At 67.8% G+C, this 21,835-nt stretch carries 13 protein-coding genes; all 13 read right to left on the bottom strand.

The features are described 5' to 3' along the window. Positions 1–133 precede the first annotated feature (133 nt). Entirely contained in the window at positions 134–550 is a 417-nt protein-coding gene (locus ACIBK9_RS28675; protein ID WP_397162019.1) for a hypothetical protein, read from the bottom strand. A 30-nt stretch (positions 551–580) separates the two neighbouring features. Further along, positions 581–967: a hypothetical protein gene (locus tag ACIBK9_RS28670; RefSeq protein WP_397162018.1), complete on the bottom strand. Its 387-nt coding sequence runs from the start codon at positions 965–967 to the stop codon at positions 581–583. Between the two features lie 6 nt (positions 968–973). Further along, positions 974–1,366, bottom strand: a complete 393-nt coding sequence (locus ACIBK9_RS28665) for a hypothetical protein (protein ID WP_397162017.1) — start codon at positions 1,364–1,366, stop codon at positions 974–976. Between the two features lie 83 nt (positions 1,367–1,449). Next, on the bottom strand, positions 1,450–2,901 hold the full coding sequence (locus ACIBK9_RS28660) for a hypothetical protein (RefSeq protein ID WP_397162016.1): 1,452 nt from the start codon (positions 2,899–2,901) through the stop codon (positions 1,450–1,452). Positions 2,902–3,051: 150 nt separating this feature from the next. Next, entirely contained in the window at positions 3,052–3,882 is an 831-nt protein-coding gene (locus ACIBK9_RS28655; protein WP_397162015.1) for a hypothetical protein, read from the bottom strand. Then, on the bottom strand, positions 3,882–5,114 hold the full coding sequence (locus tag ACIBK9_RS28650; RefSeq protein ID WP_397162014.1) for an SAV_2336 N-terminal domain-related protein: 1,233 nt from the start codon (positions 5,112–5,114) through the stop codon (positions 3,882–3,884). The genes ACIBK9_RS28655 and ACIBK9_RS28650 overlap by 1 nt, the downstream gene beginning before the upstream one ends. Positions 5,115–5,118: 4 nt before the next feature. Next, positions 5,119–5,925 (bottom strand): AAA family ATPase, encoded by an 807-nt coding sequence (locus ACIBK9_RS28645; protein WP_397162013.1) that lies wholly within the window; start codon positions 5,923–5,925, stop codon positions 5,119–5,121. A 161-nt stretch (positions 5,926–6,086) separates the two neighbouring features. Continuing rightward, on the bottom strand, positions 6,087–8,252 hold the full coding sequence (locus tag ACIBK9_RS28640; RefSeq protein ID WP_397162012.1) for a trypsin-like peptidase domain-containing protein: 2,166 nt from the start codon (positions 8,250–8,252) through the stop codon (positions 6,087–6,089). Next, positions 8,253–8,636: a CU044_2847 family protein gene (locus tag ACIBK9_RS28635; RefSeq protein WP_397162011.1), complete on the bottom strand. Its 384-nt coding sequence runs from the start codon at positions 8,634–8,636 to the stop codon at positions 8,253–8,255. 493 nt (positions 8,637–9,129) lie between these two features. Further along, positions 9,130–10,404, bottom strand: coding sequence for a tyrosine-type recombinase/integrase (locus tag ACIBK9_RS28630; protein WP_397162010.1), 1,275 nt, complete (start codon positions 10,402–10,404; stop codon positions 9,130–9,132). A 302-nt stretch (positions 10,405–10,706) separates the two neighbouring features. Further along, the gene (locus tag ACIBK9_RS28625) at positions 10,707–10,943 is read right to left on the bottom strand and encodes a hypothetical protein (protein WP_397162009.1); all 237 of its coding nucleotides are present in this window, start codon (positions 10,941–10,943) and stop codon (positions 10,707–10,709) included. Positions 10,944–11,168: 225 nt separating this feature from the next. Continuing rightward, complete coding sequence (locus ACIBK9_RS28620) at positions 11,169–14,255, bottom strand: amino acid adenylation domain-containing protein (RefSeq protein ID WP_397162008.1); 3,087 nt, start codon at positions 14,253–14,255, stop codon at positions 11,169–11,171. After that, positions 14,252–20,665 (bottom strand): amino acid adenylation domain-containing protein, encoded by a 6,414-nt coding sequence (locus tag ACIBK9_RS28615; protein WP_397162007.1) that lies wholly within the window; start codon positions 20,663–20,665, stop codon positions 14,252–14,254. Before ACIBK9_RS28615 ends, ACIBK9_RS28620 begins: the two co-directional genes overlap by 4 nt. Positions 20,666–21,835 lie beyond the last annotated feature (1,170 nt).

Below are 21,835 nucleotides of genomic sequence, written 5' to 3'. Positions count from 1 at the left end.
TTGGTGGGCCCGGTGCTGGTTGTAAAACCGTTCGTACTCCCGCAAGGCGTGCCGCAGGTGGCGTTCGTTCCAGATCGGGCAGCGGTCGAGAAGCTCGTACCGGCACGACCGCACCCACCGCTCCTGATCGAGTTCATCCGCGGCATCCGGATACCGGTGAGCACCGTCTTGATGCCGGCCTTGGCGAGAATCGCATCCGTAAGGGCCGGGAACTTCCCATCCTGTCTCTGATCAGAAACCGCGCCCTGCAGCCCGCATCGTCCAGATCCATCACCAGATTCTTGATCGCCTGGGTGACCCAGCTTGCGCTCGGGTGCGGGGTGGTGCCGAGCACACGGACCTGCCTGGTGGCGTGCTCGATCACCGCCAGGATGTACTGGCGCTGCCCGTTGAGGGTGATGGTCTCGATGAAATCGGCGGCCAGCAGGGCGTCGGCTTGCGAGCGCAGGAAGCCGGCCCATGTGGTGGAGGCTCGTTCGAGTGCTGGATCAAGACCGGCCTGCTTGAGGATCTCCCACACCGTGGACGGCGCGACCTTGATACCCAGCATGGCGAGCTCGCCATGCACCCGCCGGTAGCCCTAGCCGGGGTTCTCCCGGACCAGGCGCAGGACGAGAGTGCGGATGGACTGGACGGTGGGCGGGCGCCCACGTCGCTTCGGCCGGCACGTACGGGCATGACGCCGTCGCATCAGATCGCGATGCCAGCGCAGCACGGTGTCCGGTTGGATGAGCAGCCCCAGCCGACGCAGGACCTCCCGGGGCAGCGAGGTCAGGAGAGAGGCCAGGAAGGCTCGGTCCTCGGGTGCGAATCTCAGTCTGGTGTTGGCGCCGAGTTGGCGTTCAAGGACGGTGATCTGGTGACGCAGGGCGAGGATCTCCACGTCCTTGTCTCGATCGCCCATGGGCAGCAACCGCAGCGCGGCGAACGTGTTCGTGACGGTCAGATGGGCCAGGCGAAGCAGCACAGCCGATCATCCTGCCGTACGCGCTCCCGTCTCCCGGGTGATCAGAGCTCGCGAAGCCCTCGCAGGGTCATGACCTGGGCGGATGTGATTATCGGCAGGCACACTGTTGGTGAAGGTCCACTTACGGGCTGCCAGGTGACGATGCCAACGCAGGATCGTCGCTGGAGTGACCGGGAAGATTTTCGTCCACTGGTGGCGGCAGACCAGCCGCGATAGCGCTGCAAGCCAGAGCCGGTCGGCGTGGTCCCACTGCGGCCGGCCGTCGAGTTCGCGGCGGAGCATCTGGTTGTCGTGACGAAGAACCAGCAGCTCAACGTCCTTGGACAGATCAGCGCGAACCAGGATCGTCAGCAGGCCGAAGAGGTTCCTCAGCAATCGATAGACCGGCGACAACAACACTTGGCGATGGTCGCAGTCTGCCCTGGACGCGCAGCAAAACCCCAGTTCACAGCACGAGGCCGTGTTTTCGAGCAGGACAGGCCTTAGCCCGGATCGGCTGACTCTGACCTGCGCTCCATTACCCGGCGCTCCGCGGCGTGCACGTCGAGGCGTCCTGCTGGGTCTCCGCCACGGCGCAGCACAGCACCGCGTACCAGCGCCAGGTAGAACAGCGCGGGCGCGCACGAGGTCCACGCCGTCTCTGGTTGCTGCCGGATGAAGTCGAGGACGTCGTCGGGGGTGGCTGGTACAAAGGCGTACGCGTCGTGTTCCCATCTGTCAACGATGCCCCGGGACCATCGCCTCCTCAGGTCCTCCTCGCTGAGGCTGGGGAGGACCGCTCGGAAGAAAGCCACCCATTGATGGAGATAGAGATCCAAGCCGAAACCGAGCAGTTCGAGGTCCAAAGCTTCCTCGGAATGGACCGCCAGTTCTTCTCTCAGCCCTCGGCGCGCCAAATCATGCAGGCTGATCGGCGAACCATCTGAGGGAACGTCGAGAGACGCGGAAAGTCCTTCACTGACGCTCGCGTTCCACCGCAGGGGATGTCCCACGACCTTGCTGCTACGACGGGCGAAGAGCAACTTGCCATCAATTCCGGTCTCCACCGCCACCATTGCTCCGATGCTGCAGGAAAGGAATGGTGGAACTGCTACCGGGTCGGAGTTCTCCAGGTACACCGTGCGGAGTGTGCCGCTTCCCTCCGGCAGAGGGCGATCAAGGTTGGTTGAGACGGCGAGAAAATCGTAATAATCTGCATCGCTCAACCTCAGGGTTATAACGGGTTCGTCACCGGTTTGGCCGCGCCCGACGGTGACACCCTCTATGGCGAATCGCGGACTGTTCCACCTGTGAGGTTGGCCGGCGGCGGCCTTGCGTGTCTCCTCTTCCTCGATCTCACGACGCCATTTCCGGACGATGGCGGGTTGTTCGACTCGCCCGGCGTGATGGAGGACCCGCACGTTCTCCTCTCGGATGGGGCGGGTGCCATCGCCCTCGAAAATGTGGCAATTCGTCACACGATTCAACAGCGTGAACGTGTCTCGATAGGCGGGGCGGCTACGGTCGTGAAGCTGAACGGAACCCTCCGCGGCGTATGTCCGGGGGGCAGCAGGTTCAGTCGTGCTCGCCATCGATAGATCGTCGTTCAGTGCGGTGAACGTTTCCACGAGTTCGGCGGCTGTCGGTCTGTCCGCCAGGTCTGCGCCCAGGCAGTTCAGCAAGACCCTGCCGAGCGATCTGTCCATGCCGGACCGTTCCCAGGCGCAGCGCAGAGTCTTGGCGCTGAAGTCGCCGGTCCACTGGCCCGTGGCGGAGGCGAGGAGGATCGTCCCCGCTGAGTGAATATCACTTTCCGTGGTGGCTTCGGTGCTCGTCCCACGGAGGGGTTGATCGTTGTGGTCGCGGAGGAAAAGATTGCGCACCCTGCTTGGCACCCCGTCCACGGAGGCGGTCATCCAGCCGACGATCTGCACGCCCTGACCGGTGATCAGCACGGAACGGTGTGTCAGTGAACCATGGACGAGTCCTACGCCGTGAGCCTGCTGCAGCGCCGTCGCCAGTTCGAGCGCGATACGCAGGATGAGCCCAGTGTCTCGTGTTCTGCGCTGCTCAAGAAAGGTACGAATACCAGGCGCGGGGCGGTCTTAGAGACGCTCGCCCTGTCCGCGGGCACACTCTGCTGCCAGCCATGGGGGAGAGTCCTCTGCGCTTCGGCCGAGCAACCGAGGTGCATGGATACCGGCCATGCGGATCAAGGCTTCTGCCTCGGTGCGGACCAGCTCTTTGGCCACCTCTTGATCGAGGAAGGGCACTCGTACCGTCACGGTGCGGCCTGCTTCGTCGCGTGCCAGGAACACGACCACGCGTTGCCAGCCGGCGCTGTTGCGGGCGTACAGTCGATACGGGCCAGCTCTACGCGGATCCTCGGGAAGGAGCGGCGACCAGGGCGGTGCGAGCTCGAGTTCTCCGGATATGTAGTGCTTGAGCCCTTTCTGTCCAGTCGGCTGAGGGAGGATGCGACCGGAGGATGAGGTGGGCGGGTACTCAAGGCGCTCAGGGACTGTCTGTGGCTCCGCGTCCCGTGGTTCTGCGACCACCTCCGGCTCAGCGGTTGCGGCCACGGGCGGTACCCCCAGCCGTGCCATCAACCGAGCGTCCAGCCAGCCGAACGGCCGACTCTCCTCAGTCACTTTGCCGATTCCCTGTGGGTGGCGTAGCCAGGCGGGGAAATCGCGCGAGCGACCCACCAACTGGCCAAGCTGCTCTGTGACCGTTCGGGTCGTGCGCAGCAGCTCATACGGAGGCACCGTGCCCAAAAGGATGCGCCGGGCCTCCTCGGAGAAGTCGAAGACGCGGTCTTGGGCCGGCGCTACCGGATCGGCTGGACCGCCACGCAGCATCAGCCCGCCGAGGAACGCCTCCGCCAGGTGTCCGCTGTCCGTGGGTGGGCCCACGGCCGCCTGTACCAGACGCATCACCGGCACTGAAAGGGGTGCCAATGCCGCAAGGTGAGCCGCCAGCCGATAAGCCTCGGGCGAAGCTGCATCACGGAACCGCAGCACAGCCTCCTGTGCATCGGCCTGTCGAGTGATGGCGTACCGGCGTGAGTGGGTCGTCCCTCGTGCATCCACAGGGGCAACATGGCGGTGATGGCCGGCGACGCGACCACACGAGCCCATGTCTGCATGGCGGCCGGCTGCGGCTCCAGCACGGGCACCGGCATGTCGCTGAAGGCCACCAGAGCCGGGGGCAGTACGCGGTCGGCCACTCGCCAGGTACTGGACGATCCACCACGCCGCCGCGTCGTCACCCGCCATGGATGGGCGCGGATACCCGACCCCTCCCATAGACGGGTGGGTAGTGCATGGACGATCGCAGTCGGTCCTTGCCGCGCCCATGCCTCCACCACCGTTCGCATCCGACCGTCGCACCAGGCGGTGCCGATGCCGTCGCTGACAACGAGTACCAGCGTGCTTCCCGACGGATCGTTCACGATAGCTGGTGGCAAGGACACGCCTCGGTCCTCGTAGGGACGGCTGCGTAGTGCGGGAGCCTGCGAGCTCCGGCTGTCCAGCCCGTACACCCGTATACCGCGGAACGCGCCGGCGTGCTTCATGAGGGCATGCATCTCTGCGGCCAGACGTTGCCACAGCAGCATGGATACGCCGTCGTCCACCACTAGGGCAAGAGTGAGCCACCGGGTGCGAACAGGGCGAAGCACTGTGTCCGGTAAGCCAGTCTCGGCCAGGACGGTTACGGTTCCCTCCACATCGAGCTCTTGTCTACGGCGGTCCAGCAGTCGTTGCTTCAACGGGCGAAGGGCTCTGCCAAGCCTCAGTTCCCGACCGCCCAGCATCCTGCCGCCGGGCGTCCGAACCGGAAGAGCAGGCCATCCGCCGCGGTAGGGTGCTCCTGACCCAGATACACCGGAGGCACTTGTCGCATGCAGCGGTTGCCCGGATTGCCGCGTCCGCCCGGCATTCGGGGTTGTGGAGGCATCCGCCGATCTCATGGCTTCGCCCGCAGCGGCTGGTGGGGGCGCCGCATCAGAGGCAGCAGATGAGGACTGCAGATACCGCACCGCGCGTGCCAGGGCTGTCTCCCCGTTCCGCGGCAAGCGCCTTGCTAGCCAGAGCGTGTCGAGCAGTTCCTCGTCGGAAAGCTCTACCCCGCATTCAGCCGCTATGCGCCGCAGGCGGTCGAGCATGGTGTCACATCACCCCACCGAGCCGGTGCAGTACGGCGTCCAGCAGTCCATCGGCGTCAAGGTCGACTCCGCCCTTGCGGAGAAAAATCGCGTTAAGTAGCTGGTCGGTGGCCAGCTCGCCGAGCGCCCGCCGTCCCAGAAAGGCCCGGAGCAGATCGTCGATGCTCTCCAGGGCGTCTGCGCCCAGGTGTGCCTCGACGATGTCGCGAAGTCTCTGCTCGTCCGGCTCGGGCAGATCGAGTCGGACGCAGCGCCGAAGGAAGGCCGGAGGGAAGTCGCGCTCGCCGTTGCTGGTGATGATCACAACAGGAAACTCCGCGCAGCGGACTTGTCCCCGCACAACCGGGACCCGTTCGTTCGGGTCGTCGGTCAGAACCTCGATCCTGGACTCGTCTTCAGGCAGGCGGGCGAGTTCTGGCACCTCGAATGTGCCCTCCTCGAAGACGGTCAGCAGGTCGTTGGGTAGGTCTACATCGCCTTTGTCCAACTCGTCGACAAGCAGCACTCTCGGCCGATCACGAGGAAGCAGGGCAGTCCCCAGGGGGCCCAAACGGACGTAATCGCCGATTCCCGGTCCGGTGCTCTGCGGGTCATGGTGGAGGTTCGCCTCACGCAGTCGGCCGATGGCGTCGTAGCGGTACAGGGCGTCCTGTAGCGTCGAGCGGCTGTTGATCGGCCAGTGCAGCACTCGGCCGAGGTCGAGTTCGTGCGCGATGGCGTGCGCCAGCGAGGACTTGCCGGTCCCTGGATAGCCCGTCACCAGCAGCGGCCGACGCAGATGGAGGGCCGCGTTCACCACGTCGGCCTCCATGGCACCTATGAGGTACGGCATGGGTCTGGCGGCACCCGTGTGAGACGGGGCGAACCGTCGCCACGGCGGGGATTCGGGGAAATCCACCCGCCGGATGACTCCGTCGCCGAGGAAGAGTCGCCATTCGCCGTCCGGGGTGCTCCTTCCGGTGCCTTTCATTGTCATGAGGGGACGGTTCCTTCCATTGGGTCCAGCAATTGCAGGCTGTGCGCCGGGGATGGATCCATGGCCTCCCACACCAGCGATGGCCGTGCCGCGTGTCGATCTGGATCGCCGAACGTTTCAGCCCGAAGGCTTCGGACCTGTTCGGGCAAGTCGCGCAGCGGTCCGCTGAGTCGCGACGGGGCGAGCCGGGACGTCTGCCCGCACGTTTCAGCCGTCCGATCCCACAGCACCACCGGAACCCCCAGGGCAAGGCACAGGTCGAGCAGCCCAGTGCGGCGTAGATGAGGACCGCGCAGCATGACGTGAGTGGTGTCGCGGTGGCTGTGCTGTAGCAGCTGCAAGGTGACTTGTTCGGCGCTGCAGTCGGGATCGATGACGAGCCGCGTTTCGCATCCGCTGGCCCAACGGCGGCGCTGCTCACCATCCCGGGTCGGTACCAGGTCGCTCATTTCTGGGCAACTGAGCGTGAGCTGGAACTCGACGCCGAGTGGGAGTCCGGGGACGAACACGTTCCGCTGCCCCGGGTGCCACTCGTCAACGGGCACATGCAGCCCTGCTCGATCCACGACGACGTTCAGCCGGGGGATCCGGTTGCCCTGCCCCGGATCAGATTGGATGCCATCAACCGCGTCCCGTATGAGCCGCGCGACCTCCTGCGGTGTAAGAGGTGAGTCCTTGGATAGCAGGCAGACGCCAGGCCCAGTTTCGCTGAGGAGCCTGATGTTGCACGTATACCGGTTCTCCGGATCCCCGGCCGCACGCTGCAGCTCTACTCGAATATCGGCCACCGAAGCAGATCGGTGCGTGGCCCAGCTTTCGGCGTCTGCTCGGCGCTGCGCCAGCGCGGAGGGGTGGACGCCGAGCCGCTTCGCGACACGCTCACTCCACTCCTGCAGCACGGTCCTTTCCCGACCACCCACGACCGCAGCGACGCACTCGACCAGATAGAGCAAGACCGGCACCTGCGGCGACCCGTCTGGCACTGGGGAGCTGTCCGACAACGCCTCCATCTCCGCCACAGCGAGTGGGATGTCATCGGGGGAGAGTCGAGATGGATGCAACACCTCGGGCAGTGGAGTGAACCGCAAGGCCTCGCGCGCAGTGCGCGGTATCAATGTGGGACTGGTCTCGACGAGCCCCTGCAGCTCGGTCACGAGCCGGGTGTATTCGCTGACCGACAGCAGTGAGGCCATGCCGGCGACCCGGCCGCGCAACAGCAGCGTGGTCAACGCCGTCCGCGCTGCCTCGTCCAAGGCTGCCAGGGCCAACGACTCACTGAGCGTCGCGAGCGCCCGGCTGTGCGTAGCCAGCTGCGCCGCGAGCTCCGAGACGGAGGGTGTGCAGGCGCCGGGTACGGGATAGCCGAGTTTCTCCGCCAACTCCTGGGCATGGAGCGCACGCGTCGCAGGGTCACCGAGCAGTGCCCAGAGCGAGGGCAAGAGATCCTCTTGAGCCTGCGTGACCGCCGACAGTACCGAGCAATCCTCAACGACATCCAATGCCCCTGCTCGAAGCAGCTCGGCACGGACCGCTTGCCATGGCAGGGCTCGGCTGCGCCGCACCGGTCGCTGCCCATCGAACGATGTCCCGTTCGGCATGATGTGCGCCACCACCAAGCCGACAGCCACAGGTTGTTTCAGCGACCAGAGGGGACCGCCGCTGTACCCTGGGCCGATGGCAGCACCGACGAGCGGAGCGTCGAGATAACCGACCCTGCCGTCGCATAGTTTGACCTCGGTATCAGCGAACGTCACCTGCTGCCCGCTCCCATGCCAGGCGCGCAGCAGCTGCCCTTGGACCATGTCCCCCCAGCTGATCGGCGTCAGCCACTCCGGAGCAGGTTCGCAGAGATCCAGGACGGCCAGATCACCTGCGGGCGACGGCGCTCCGCGACTCGACGGCGCTATCCATACGGACACCCGGGCAGTGCCCCGGTGGGGTGCCACGTCGCCGCTGTGAAATTCGAGGGTGAAGTCTTTGACAGGTGGGGGCTCGGAGCAATGGGGATCATCCCGACCTAGGGCATCGTTGATGACGTGCGCGCAGGTGAGTATCCGATGACGAGAGATGAGAGCGGCGGCGCCCGCTGCCCGGGCCTCTCCGTGGCGTAGCACTGAGACCACGGGGGCAGAAACGCCGCCAGATCTGAGTCGGCTCACCATTCAGTCCTTTGAGTGGCCGGTCCGCCAGGTCGCCGAGACGGTCATGGTGGCCTGGCCCTGCGTGCCGATGATGCCGATTTTGAGATCTTGGCCGATCTGGACGCCGAATTCGACACTGAGCTCGTCAGGCGGGTTGGCGGTGGAAACGGCCGCGTCATGAACCTCTTGAAGGAGTGGCCCAAGCGGGCTGAGCACGGTCCGCAGTGTGTCCACAGCCAGTTGGACTGTTCGACGCCGCCCGGAACCAACCAGAACTTCACTCCCGAAACCGTCGGGTAGATCCTCCGCCTTGTGCGCCGCAGCGCCTGGTGAGTCGCCGATCGCAGCAAGCTCTAACCGAACGGCCGCCCCGTCCGCCAGCGTCAACTCCGTGTACTCAGGCATCCTGTAATTGTGGCACTTGAAGAGCCCCTGCAAGCGAGAGACGGAGCGTTCGGGCGTGGAGCACATGCCGAGCGCTGCGACCCTTGTACGTACGTTGGAGCTACGTGCTCCGGGTTGCGTCCACGGAAGTGATGTACGTGATGGAGCACGTACCGAGCACTGCCACCGGTATCCATGGATGGTGCTAGCGTTGCTGAAGCGCGAAATCCATGTCGGGTAGCTGCGATGCAATGATCGATTGGGGCGGTCGCCGTGCTCGGTGCGTGCTCGTACGCCCCGTCACGTATCCTCAGGCTCTGGCGCTGCCTGACATGCAAAACGTGCTGAGGTGGCACAAACCCTCACCCGACGGCACGGTGTGACACTTAAAGATCTTGCTTCTAATCCGACGGTCGCAGGTTCGAATCCTGCAGGGCGCGCTTCTTCACCTGCGGAAACTCCAGACGCTGTCGCGTCTGTTGGCGGCATGAGGCAAATGTGGGGCAATCCTGAGTCAGCTCCCGAGCTGTCGCCCCAGTGCGGACGCCGCGTTCAGCACCAGCTGGGCTGTCTCGCGGGCTGCTTCGTGGGCCACGTCCGGGAGCACCGAGACGTAGGTGTCGGCGGTCAGCACGATGCTGGCGTGCCCCAGCATGGCCTGTACCACCTTCAGGTCGGTATGCGCGGCCAGCGCCAGCGTGGCGGCGCCATGGCGCAGATCGTGCAGCCGGATCGGTGGCAGCCCGGAGGCAGCCACCAGCCGGCGGAACCGGCCGGTGAGATAGTCCGGCCGCAGTGGCGTACCTGTAGCGGTGGTGAACACGTACCCAGAGTCCTGCCAGCCTGCATCCGCTGTCGCGCGCAGTTCCTCATGGCGCTCGCGGTGCCGGGCCAGCACCTGTATGGTTTCCGCGTCCAGGGCCACTACCCGGCAGCTGGCGGCGCTCTTCGGCGGGCCGACCATGACCTGGCCGTCGGCGTGTACTCGCTGCTGCGCCACCGTCAGCTCCGCACCTTGCAGGTCGACGTCCGTCCAGCGTAGACCGGCCAGCTCACCGCGGCGCAGGCCGCGCAGCGCGGCCAGCCACCAGGCGGCGTACAGGCGGTCCTGTGCGACGCTGGTCAGGAATGCTGCGAGCTGTTGTTCGGTCCAGACCGCCACCGCCGGACGCTCTCCCGCTTGATGCCAGCGGGCCGTCCGCCCGGCGGTCCAGAAGACTGGATGCGGTCGCCGCGGACGGGGGAGTTCGGCGCCGTTGGCCGGGTTGACCGGGATCAGCCGGGCACGGACCGCCGCGTTCAGCGCGGTCCGCAAAGTGGCGTGGATCCGCACCGCGGTGGCTGGTGACAGTCGACGGCCGGTCGGCGAGGGACGGGACGCGAGCGTCGTGAGTAGTCCGTTGACGTCGCGGGAAGTCAGTTTGTGCAGCCTGATCTTTCCCAGTCGAGGATCGAGGTAGAGGCGGATGTGCGTCGCGTAGCCCTGCCGGGTCGATGGACGGAGGGCGTTCTTGGTGGCTAGCCAGCGTGCCAGCCACTGCCCGAGCGTGCATCCGGCCCCTGCGCCGTCGTGGTCGGCAGCGGCCAGGGCCCGGCCTGCCGCTTGCGCTTCCTCGGGGTCGGTGTAACCGCCTTGGCGGATGCGCTGCCGTTGCCCGTCCAGGCCGCGTATCTGTACCGCGAAGTACCAGCTGCCGTGATCGTCATCCGCTGGCAGACGCGGACATGTCACGCCTCGCTGACGTCCCGTTTCCGCATCCACACAGCCGCATCGCCTGCTGACCTGCACACGTGTCCTTGCCATCCGTCACACCTCCCCAAGGTGCGGGACGACAGACCCGCCGGCTACCGCTCGCATCCGATCAGGGTTTCCATGCGAGGCAGCGGCCGCGAAGCTCATGATGGCACGACCGAACTCACCGCTCCGTGATCGAGTTCATTCACGGCATCCGGATACAGGTTCGCCTTGATCCCGGCCTCGGAGAGAGTCTTGTCCATGAGCGGAGGGAACGTCCCATTCCGATCTTGGAGCAGAAACGCGACTCCATCGAACCCAGGGCACACCAAGGTCTCCATCAAAGTCGGGACGGTTCAGCCCGGCGTCACGATCCGATGGAGGCGAGGCCGCGTTGGCAACAGTCGCGCCAGCGCGGCCAGCAGCGCTCGGTCGGCCCAGTCTGGTCGTGGTCGGGAGACCTGACGACGCAGGACGGCGACCTCATGACGCAGCACCAAGATCTCTACGTCCTTGGAGGTGTCGCCCCGTGTGAGAAGCGTCAACCAGCCGAACAACCGGACCATCAGCAGATACAGCAGGCGTAGAAACACGAGTGCCGAGGATAGAAGGCCGGATCAGATGCCACGGGCGAGGCTTTGGCACCTCACAGGTGCTGAACATCGTCATAAGGCATTCCGCATGTTCGCAAGTACGGCTTGATCTTATCTGGCCCGGAAACATGACCACCTCGGCTGGAACGCGGAGCCGTCCGCGCCCTCATCTCCGCCCTCCGGCGGAACCGCCCTCCGCCGGGCGGCCATCTTCACCAATTCCGATCAGTCCTCCATCAACGCGGCGGCCTCCTCGTCGGACAACTGGTCGATCTCGGCGATCAGGCGCGCTTCCACGGCGGCGGCCAGGCGGCGCACCGTCCTGGTCTGGAAGAGCGTGTTGAGCGGCAACTCGAGGTCCAGCTCGGAGCAGATCCGGGCGATCACGCGGGCGCCGAGCATGGAATGTCCGCCCAGGTCGAAGAAGTCCTCGTCCACACCGAACTCGTCGTGACCGAGCACTTCGCCCCAGATCTCGTGTACCAGTTCCTCCGCGGCGGTCACCGGGGCGGAGCCGGCGGCGGGGGCCTGCGCTCGGGGCGGTGCCGGCAGCGCGGCGCGGTCGAGCTTGCCGTTGGGCAGTCGGGGGAAGGAGTCGACGCCGACGTAGAAGCTGGGGACCATCGTGGGCGGCAGCCGCTCCTCCAGGAAGGTGCGCAACTCCGCCACCGGGACGTGCCCGTCCACATAGGCCACCAGAGCCGGCCCGCCCGAAGCGTCGGCACGGACCGCCGCTGCGGCGTGCCGGACACCGGGATGGGCCGTCAGTACCGACTCCACCTCGCCGAGTTCGATCCGGACACCCCGCACCTTCACCTGATCGTCCACCCGTCCGACGAACTCCAGCAGGCCGTCCGCGCCGCGCCTCACCAGATCGCCGGTGCGGTAGAGTCGGCCACCCTTGCCGTACGGGTCGGGGACGAAAGACGACGCGGTGAGCGCCGCCCGGCGGTAGTAGCCGCGTGCCAGTCCGTCGCCGCCCAGGCAGAGCTCGCCCGTCACGCCGATCGGCACCGGCTCCATGGCCTCATCCAGGACGTATGCGGTGGTGTTGGCCACCGGACTGCCGATCGAGATGGTCCGGTCCTGCGGCTGGAGGCGATGGGTGAGGGACCAGATGGTGGTCTCGGTGGGGCCGTACATGTTATGCACCTGTCCGGCCGCCTCCTGCAGCCGGCCCGCCAGCCCGGCCGTGAGCGGCTCACCTCCGCTGAACACGCGGGGCAGCCCAGGGGGCAGCCGGTCGATCAGCTCTGCCAGAACCGACGGCGGTGCCTGGACGGTGGTCACCTCCGTTTCAGCCCGCAGCGGGCCGCTTTCCGGCGGCGGTGCCACCACCGTCACGCCCCCGGCCAGCAGCGGCCCGAAGATTTCGAGAGCAGCGATGTCGAAGGAGAGAGGGGTGAGCAGCAGCATACGCTCGGTGGCGTCGAAGGCGAGGCTCTCGACCAGGTTGACCACGCCTCGGTGCGGCACCATGACCCCCTTGGGGACACCCGTGGAGCCGGAGGTGTAGATGACGTAGGCGAGGCTGTCGGGAGACACGTGCGGGAGTACGAGATCGCCCGGCGGGACCGAGGGGAATTCCGCGGCCACGAAGGTCGCCACCCCGGGCAGCCGTTCGGCCAGCTCAGCCGTGGTCAGCGCCAGAGCGCACCCGGAGTCCTCCAGCATGAAGCGCAGCCGGGCCGCCGGATAACGCGGATCGAGCGGCACGTAACAGCCGCCTGACTTCAGCACCGCGAGCAGTGCGATCAGCAGCTCGCCACTCGGTGGCAGGCATACGGCCACCGGTGACTCCGCGCCGACGCCACGCTCGATCAGCGCGGACGCCAGGGCGGACGATCGCCGGTCGAGTTCGCCGTAGGTCAGCGTGCTCTTCTCGTGCGGGACGGTCACGGCGGGCGCGTCGGGCTCGGCCGACGCGCGGGCACCGATCAGCTCGTGCAAGGACTGCTGAGGGTACGATCTGCGCGGGCCGTGCCAGGATGCCAGCACGTGTTGGCGGCGCGCCCCGGACATCAGCGGCAGGCGCGACAGCGGTAGCGCGGGATCGGCGGTGGCCGCGTCGAGCAGCGAGAGATACCCCTCGGTGAGCCTGACCACGGTGTCCCTGTCGAACAGGTCGGTGTTGTACTCGAGCCAGGCGCTCATCTCGCCTTCCGGGTTCTGCACCTCCAGCGTCAGATCGGTCTTGGCGGTCCTGGTGCCGAACAGGCCGCGGACGTCGTACGGCACCTGGTTGATGGCGACCTGGTACAGCGGCGTACGTGCGGGGTCGCGCGGTGGGCGCAGCTTCTCCACGATGAGGGCGAAGGGCACGTCCTGGTGGTCGAGCGCCTCCATGGTGGTGGCCCGCATCCGGTCGAGGGCCTCGGCGAAGGACGGATCGCCGCCGAGGTCGGCACGCAGCGGCAAAACGTTGACGAACATGCCGACGAGCGGGCTGAGCTCGGGCAGATCCCGCCCGGCGACCGGCGAGCCGATCACCACGTCACTCTGGCCGCTCCAGCGAGCCAGCAGCGCGGCGAAGGCGGTGAGCAGCACCATGAACGAGGTCGCGCCGGCGGCCTTCGCCAAGGCGCCCACTCGTTCCGCCAGCTCGGCGGGCACGGTGAAGGCGTGGTTGGTTCCTGCGTAGCTGAGCTCGGCCGGGCGGGGCCGGTCGGTGGGCAGTTCCAGCGGCACGGACCCGGCCAGCCGGTCGGACCAGTAGGCCAGGCCCCCGTCGAGTTCTCCGGCGTCAAGCCGTGTGCGTTGCCAGGCGGCGTAGTCGGCGTACTGGATGGGCAGCTCGGCGAAGCGGGGCGAGCGGCCGGCACGCACCGCGGCGTGCGCTTCGACCAGATCCTCGGCCATGACCTCCGCCGACCACGCGTCGAAGATCGTGTGGTGGACGACGAGCACGAGCCGCCACTGGCCGCCGCCCAGCTCCACCAGCCTGACCCGCCACAGCGGCGCGCGGTCGAGCGTGAACGGCCGGGCCGCGTCGGCCGCGGCAAGAGCGGCCAGTTCCGCCTCCTGGGCGGATCCGTCGAGCCCGGACAGATCGGTGTGGGTCAGATGCACCGGCACCTCGGGTGCGATGAGCTGCACGACCTTGCCGTCGCGCAGTTCGAAGCGGGTGCGCAGCGGCTCGTGCCGCTGGACCACCAGCCTGAGCGCCTCCTCCACCGGCTTGGGGCCGGCGACGTCCAGCCGCTTCAGGTGGGAGATGGCGCCGATGTTGTAAAGCGGCAGGTCGGGCAGCAACTCAGTGAGGAACCAGATGCGTTCCTGCGCGTGCGAGGCGGGAAACTCGTCCTCTGTCATGGCGTCTCCGTCAGGTGTCGGCGTATCTCCCGTGTGATCGGGTCAAGCGCGCTGACCTCGCCGATCGTGGCCAGCCAGTGCCACTGGTCCAGGGCGTGGTAGAGCCGGTAGAAGGCCAGGCGCCGCGCCCAGTCCTGGGGCAGTGCGCCGTATCCCGCCAGCAGCGCCCGGCGGCGCAGGGAGTCGTCGCGGACGGCGAAGTAATCGGTGCGCGCCAGGTCCATCAGCGGATCGCCGCCGAGCGCGTTCTCGACGTCGATGACGCCGGTCAGCCGCCACCGTCCGGCCTGCTCGGCGACCATGACGTTGCGTTCGTGGTAGTCGTGGTGCAGCAGGACGGGAGTCTCGCAGCCGGCCAGCAGGTGGCGATCGGCGTGGAAGCGTTCGGTCAGCGCCGTGTGCAGTTCCGGGTCGCCGCCGAACTCGGCGAACTGGGCGATCTTCAGTTCGAACTGGCCGCCGACGTAGGCGAGATTCGTCGGCTCACGCGGCCCGTCCAGGGGGCCGAACATGGGCAGTTCGACGCTGTGGATCGCGCGCAGTACCCGTCCCATGTCGTGGTAGAGCCGCTCGATCGTCTCCTCGTCAAGGTCGGCGGAGACCTGCGAGAGCGGCCGGCCGGGAACCTTGGTCATGATCAGGTATGCCTGGGGCAGGTCGTGCTTGGAGTCGTCGGCGCGCACCACGGCGGGCACCGGGGCGCCACTGCCGCTCAGCAGCTCGTAGACGTGCTGCTCCTTGCGCATGCGTTCGGTGAACACCCGCGGGTACAGCTTGAAGATCAGCTCACGTCCGCCGCTGCTGACCTCGTAGACGGCGCTGATCTCGCCGCCGGTGCGCAGCAGCACGCCGTCGACGGGCTCGCCCAGCAGCTCGCTCGCCTTGGCGGCGCTCAACGGCATGGTCAGCGCCTTGGCGAAGGCGGGCGCGCTCCACGCCAGGCTGACCGTGTTACCGGCGCGCGCCTGCAACGCCTGCGCGCCCACGAGGTCGTCGGGTTCCGCCTCAGGCACCTGGTCGTCGAACTGGGCCAGCACCGGGATACGCATCGAGACCAGCACGTGGACGGCGATGCCGAGGCCCAGCAGGATGTACATGAAAGCGAGGCCGCGTCCCTCGCCCACGCCGATCACCGCGCCGACGGTGGAGGCCAGCGCCCCACCTGGTGCCAGGAGCGGCTCCAGCAACAGTTCTCCGAGCGGTGCGACGACGGCCATGCCGACCGGCAGCGTCGACCAGGAGACCATCTGGTTGAACGCCGTGACCCGGCCGTGGAAACGTTGCGGCACCTTCACGTGAATGATCGTCATGAAGACGCCGTTGACGACAGAGAGGCTGCCCCACAGGCCGAACGCGCCCAAGCCCACCACCAGTGGCGAGGCGTACAGCCCCGTGATGACGGCGAACAGGCTCAGCAGCAGCGTGCTCAGCATGACCGCCCGCATCCGCCGGTGCCGGGGGCCTCCCCACAGTGCGACGAGCATGCCGCCGAGCGTGGCGCCCAGGCCGCCGACGAAGGAGATGAGCCCGGCCGTCTCCAGGTCGGAGAACGACAGCACCAGCGGCGAGATGGACATCAGCACCGCGGCCAGCATGATGTTCAGTACCGCGAAGTAGAGCAGCGCGGCCCGCAGGTGCCGGTTGCCCAGCGACATCCGGAACCCGGCCGCGATCTCGGTCGCCATCGGCTCGCGCCGCTCCAGGCCCAGGGTCGCGGGGAAGCGGATCAGCGCCAGCGCGACGAGCACGACGGCGAAACTGGCCACGTCGATCATCAGGATGCCGTCCAGGCCGATCCCGGCCAGCAGTGCGACGGCCAGCAGCGGCGCGGCGAACTGGGAGGTGCCGACCAGCGTCTGCACCACGCCCGCCGCGTGACCCAAGTAGCGCTTGGGCACCAGCTGAGGTAGTGCCGAGATGTAGGCGATCCGCTGGATGACCAGGGTGACCGACAGCGCCGCGGTGAGCGGGTAGAGATGCCAGGAGGCCAGGTTGCCGGTCCACAACAGCAGCCCGAACAGCAGTTGTACCCCGCCGGCGAGGCTGTTGCCGAGCGTCATCACCGCCCGCTTGCCCGACCGGTCGACGATCGCGCCGATCAGCGGCGCGACCAGAACTCCCGGCATGATCCCCAGGGCGATCAGCAGGGTGAAGCTCAGCAGAGAGCCCGTGGTGGTGTAGACCCAGATCGGGATGGCGAAGTCGGTGACCGCAGTGCCGATCATGGAGGCGAGCTGGGCGGCGGAGACGCTCAGGAAGCGCCGCAGACTGGGCGGTGGTGGCTCCTTCCCCCGCCGCTTCGAGGATGGGTCGCGCTGCGCCGGTGGGTGATCGTGCCTCTTCGGAGGGTGCTCGTCGGTGTGGGACGTGGTCTCCTCGATCCACCATCCCGCCGCCGGGCCCCGTGCGGAACGGCTCAACGCCTCGGCCGCCCCGTACTCCATGGCGATGTGCGTGTTCGTCAGGATCTGCGCCAGGTCGTCGGCGCGGTACTTCAGGTAGTAGTGGCCCGCCTCGTCCAAGACGACCAGCGCGTTGCTCGGCGACAGGAAGTGCCACTCCTTGTAGCGCTCGCGGTAGTAGTCGGTGGCCGGGTCCTGCTCGCCGACCACCGAGATGACGGGGGCGCGCAGTGGCTCGCTCCGTTCGGCCAGCATGCGTGTGAAGCTCTCCTCCGCGATCAGCGTGTCGCGTCGCTGGTTGCGGACCATGAACCCGACCTGCTCCTCGTCCAGGCCGGAGATGTCGTTGCCCATCGACTTCATCCGGTTCTCGTAGACGCGGTCGCCGCGTAGCCGGTCGGTTCGCAGCAACCTGCCCAGGGGCCCGGCGATGCGGCCGACGGGGCGGGCGAACGGGAAAATCGCCCCGAGGTAAACCGCTTCCGGCTCGCGGCCTCGTGCCTCCAGGCGCCTGGCGATGTCGGCGGTGACGGCGCCGCCGATGCCGCAGTGGCCGTACAGGACGATCGGCCCGGGTATGCCGTCGAGGATTTCCGTGACGCACTGGGCGATGACGTCTTCGAGCGGCATGACCGGCTCGTCGGGACGGCCGGGATCATGACCGGGGAAGGCCATGGAGTACAACGCGACCTCGTCGGGCAGCGCGTCGGCCAGAGGCTGGTAGACCAGGGCGCTGCCACCGCCGTACGGGAAGCAGATCAGGGTGAGCGTGGGAGCGGAGGACGAGCGCGTCAGCCGGTGCAGCAGTTGGCGCGGCCGGTCGTCCGACGGGGCGGGCCCTTCGATGAGCGCCGCCAGCATCCGCACGGTGGAGTGATTGAACAGGTCCATGACGCCGACGGAGCGTCGCTCGGCGGCCGCCTGCACGTGCCGCAGCCTGGCCACGGCCTGGATGGCCACCAGCGAGTGTCCGCCGAGCTCGAAGAAGTCGTCGTCCAGGCGGATGTCGGACACACTGAGCAATTCGCTCCAGATCTCGGCGATGGCGATCTCGGCCGGGCTGCTCGGCGCCGCTCCCTGCCCGCCTCCGGCGCCGGGACGCGGCGGCGAGGGCAGCGCGGCGCGGTCCACCTTGCCATTGGGGCTGAGCGGCAGCGCCGGCAGGAAGACGTACGCGGTGGGCACCATGTGGTCGGGCAGGAGCGCTTTGAGCGCCGCGCGCAGGTCAGCGTCGGGAACGTCGGTGACGACGTAGGCCGCGAGTCCGTCGCCGCCGGCCACCACCAGCGCCACGCGCACGCCGGGCTGTTCGCGGAGCACGGCTTCGATCTCGCCCAGTTCGACCCGCTGGCCGCGGATCTTGACCTGGTTGTCGATGCGGCCGAGGAACTCCACGGCGCCGTCACGGCGCAGCCTGGCCAGGTCGCCGGTGCGGTAGAGACGCGAGCCCGAGTAGCTGTAGGGGTCGGGCACGAAACGCTCGGCAGTCAGCGCGGGCCTGGCGTGGTAGCCCGGGGAGAGCTGAACCCCGCCGATGTGCAACTCGCCCGGCACGTCGAAAGGCACCGGGCGCAGCCGCGAGTCGAGGATGTGGATGCTGGTGTTCTGCAACGGGTGCCCGATCGGCACGCGGCTCTCGCCCGGGGCGCACCGCCATGCCGTCACGTCCACGGCAGCCTCGGTCGGTCCGTACAGGTTGTGCAGCTCGGCATGCGGCAGCCGCTCGAAGAAGCGGGCGGCCACGGCGGGCGGCAGCTCCTCCCCGCTGCAGATCACCCGGCGCAGCGATGTGCACGCCTCGACGCCGTCTTCTTCCAGGAAGAGGGCCAGCATGGACGGCACGAAGTGCATGGTGGTCACGCCGCTGCCGATGATGAGGTCGCGTAAGTAGGCGGTGTCGCGGTGGCCGCCGGGCGCGGCCAGCACCAGCCGGGCACCGGTGATGAGCGGCCAGAAGAACTCCCAGACCGACACGTCGAACCCGGCGGGGGTCTTCTGCATCACCGCGTCGGCGCCGGTCAGGCCGAATCTGCGCTGCATCCAGTCGAGCCGGTTGCCGATGGCCACGTGGGTGTTGGGCGCTCCCTTGGGGCGGCCGGTCGAGCCGGAGGTGTAGATCATGTAAGCCGGATGAGCGGGGCCCGCCGTGACGGGCGGCGCATGATGCGGCGGATCGACCGGCTCCGCCACGGACGGCCCGGACGGTTCCTCTGGAGCTACGGTTGCGATCCCGGTCTCGGGGAGCCGCTCGCGTACCGCATGCTGGGCCAGCAGCACGACGGCCTGGGCGTCGCGGAGCATGAAGTCGAGCCGGTCTCGCGGGTATTCGGGGTCGAGCGGCACGTAGGCGGCTCCGGACTTGACCACGGCCAGCAGGCTCACCACCAGCTCGATGGAGCGCTCGGCGCAGATCGCGACCCGGGTGCCCGGCCCCGCACCGCGTTCGCGCAGGCGGTGCGCCAGCCGGTTGGCCCGCTGCTCCAGCTCCGCGTAGGTGAGCCGGTGGTCGCCGAACTCCAGGGCGACGGCCTCCGGGGTGCGGGTTGCCTGGGCCTGGAACAGCTCGCCCAGCGTCTTGTCCGCCGGGTACGGCAGCCGCGGCCCGTGCGCGAGTGCCAGAATGCGGTCGCGTTCGTCAGCGGTCAGCATCTCCAGGTCCGACACGCGCAGGTCGGGAGCTTCGACGGCGGCGCGCAGCAGGGTCGCGAAATGGACCCCCAGGTCGTCGACGGTCGCCCCGGCCAGCACGTCGCGGTTGAAGACGAACACGCCGTCGAGCCCGCCCCGCCGTTCCGTGAGGAAGAGCTCCAGCTCGAAGGGGGCGGCCGTGGCCGCCATGGGGAACGGCTCGACGTCCAGGCCGGACCAGGCGGCGGTGTCCTCGGCGTAGCTCTGCAAGGTCAGCGCGACCTGGAAGACCGGGGTGCGCGAGGTGTCGCGTGTCGCTGCGAGTTCCCCGGTGAGCTGCTCGAACGGCAGCCGCTGGTGTTCGAAGGCGGCCAGCGTGGTCCGCCGCACCCGGGCGAGCAGCTCGGCGAAGGTAGGATCGCCCGCCAGGTCGGCGCGCATGGGCAGCATGTTGACGAACGTGCCGATGAGCTGTTCCAGCTCGCTGCGGGGGCGCCCGCTCACCGGCGTGCCGACGGCGAAGTCGTCCTGCCCGCTGTAGCGGCCCAGGAGCACCTGGTAGACCGCCAGGGCGACCATGTAGAGCGTCGCGTCGTGCGCCTTCGCCAGGTTCTTGGCCGCGGCCAGCAGGTCGGGGCCGAGTTCGAAGGCGCGGGAATCGCCCTCGAAGGTGGGCGCGGCTCCGCGTCGCCCGTCCAGGGGCAGGTCGATGGGCGGCACTCCGGCCAGCCGCTCGCGCCAGTAGGCCAGATCCGCCTCATCGGCGGGGCGGGTGCGCTGCCACAGGGCGAAGTCGCCGTACTGCACGGCGGGCTCGGGCAGGTGCTCTCCCGCGTAGAGCGCGCGCAGCTCCCCGGCCAGAATCTCCAGCGACCAGCCGTCACAGGCGATGTGGTGCACCGTCACCAGCAGTACGTGGTCGTCGTCGGCCAGCCGCACGAGCAGGGCCCGCAGTGGCGGCTCGGTGGCGATGGAGAAGGGTCTGGCCTGCTCCGCGCTCACCAGGTCACGGACGCCGGCCTCGTCCGCCGCGCTCCGCCTGCGCAGCTCGGTGCGGTCGGGAGCGGTCACCTCGACCAGCGGCCGTCCGCCGGCGTCGGCGGGAAAGCGCGTGCGCAGGATCTCGTGCCTGGCCACGACCGTGTCGAGGGCGCGCTGCAGCCGGTCGACATCGAGTCGGCCGCGCAGGCGCAGCACGAGGGGGATGGTGTACGCGGCGGTACCCGGAGCGAACTGCTCCATGAACCACAGGCCCTCTTGCGCGAACGAGAGAGGCACTTCGGCGTCGGGGGCGCGGCGCGGGATGCCGGCGGGCCTGGCGCCGGATCGGCGGCGCAGACGTTGCTCGACCAGTGCCCGCTTGGGGTCGGAGAGCGTCACGTCACTCGAGGAAAGCCCTGGCGAGGAGGTCACGCAAGCCTCTCTTTCTGGCGGGAACGGTAGACCAGGACGCGTGGATGAACGCCGGATGTCGTACGGGTTCGCGGGCTCGGTGATGGATGAACGTATTCATACACACTTTTAAGTGTCAAGTCGATGCCAGGAAAACGGCGGCTGGAGAGAATTCTTGCTTTGGCGAGGATGTCCGGGCCCATGTACAGAGGTGGAAAGTTCGGGGTCTCATGTCCCGCGTTCCGCGGCTCGTGGGTATACGGAATCATCCAGTGGGATGATTCCGCTGGTAGAGCCCTTGTCGAGGATGCGATCAAGCGCTCCGAGCCGAAAACGCGGTCACCCGGCCCGCCAAGAACTACTACGGTGGGCTGTGCTCTTGTGATTCTGTGTAGTCATGTATTTGCGGTTCACCCAGCGGGGTAACGCGGATGCGGCGAGTGTGCGGTATATCGCGCTCGCCCGTCATCGTCGGGTTGGCGGCAAAGTCAAACGGACGTCTTGTTGAATCTGCCGCAGGCAAGAAGCAGGCATTCGAGTGCTGCTGCCCGGACATGAAGGAGACGAAGTCCCTGACGAAGGCGCCGCGTGAGTAGCTGCCGCCGCTGCCGGCCAGGTCGCGGCGAAAAGCCGTGCGGAGCAGGTTGCGGTATTCCGCACCGTCGATCTTCCCGTCGTCATCGGCGTCGGTGGCGTACTCGTGGCGGTGACGCGTCCGTCGCCGCCGCTGTCGAGAGCGGTCTGTAGCTCGCGCCACCAGGTGGCGTACGCCTGAAACAGCTGCTCCTCGTCCTGCGCGCCCAGGTTGAGCCGCGTGGCGATCTCCCTGGCCATGGCGGCCAGATCGGGCCAGCGCAGGCAGCCGTCGCCCGTCTGGTCGAGGACCTCGGTGAAGAAACTGTCGGCAGATCGGACCGCACGGTCGTCCTCGTCGGAGGCGGGGTGAGCAGCCGTACCAGGGCGCGCGGCCTTGCCGGTCGGGCGGCGTACGGAGGGCGGCGCTCAGGTACGTGGACCGCATGAGCGTCCGGGCTTCCGGCAGGTCGGGCAGGGCGAGGCGCCGGCTGAAGGCTTCGGGGAGCGAGGCGGTGGTGATCGCGGCGGACTCATGGAGGACGCCGCCGAGCCGGTCTCGTCGGCGTACATTCAGGTCGATGA

Source organism: Nonomuraea sp. NPDC050227 (assembly GCF_044459705.1).
Taxonomy (GTDB): domain Bacteria; phylum Actinomycetota; class Actinomycetes; order Streptosporangiales; family Streptosporangiaceae; genus Nonomuraea.
This window is presented reverse-complemented; position numbering and strand designations above follow the sequence as displayed.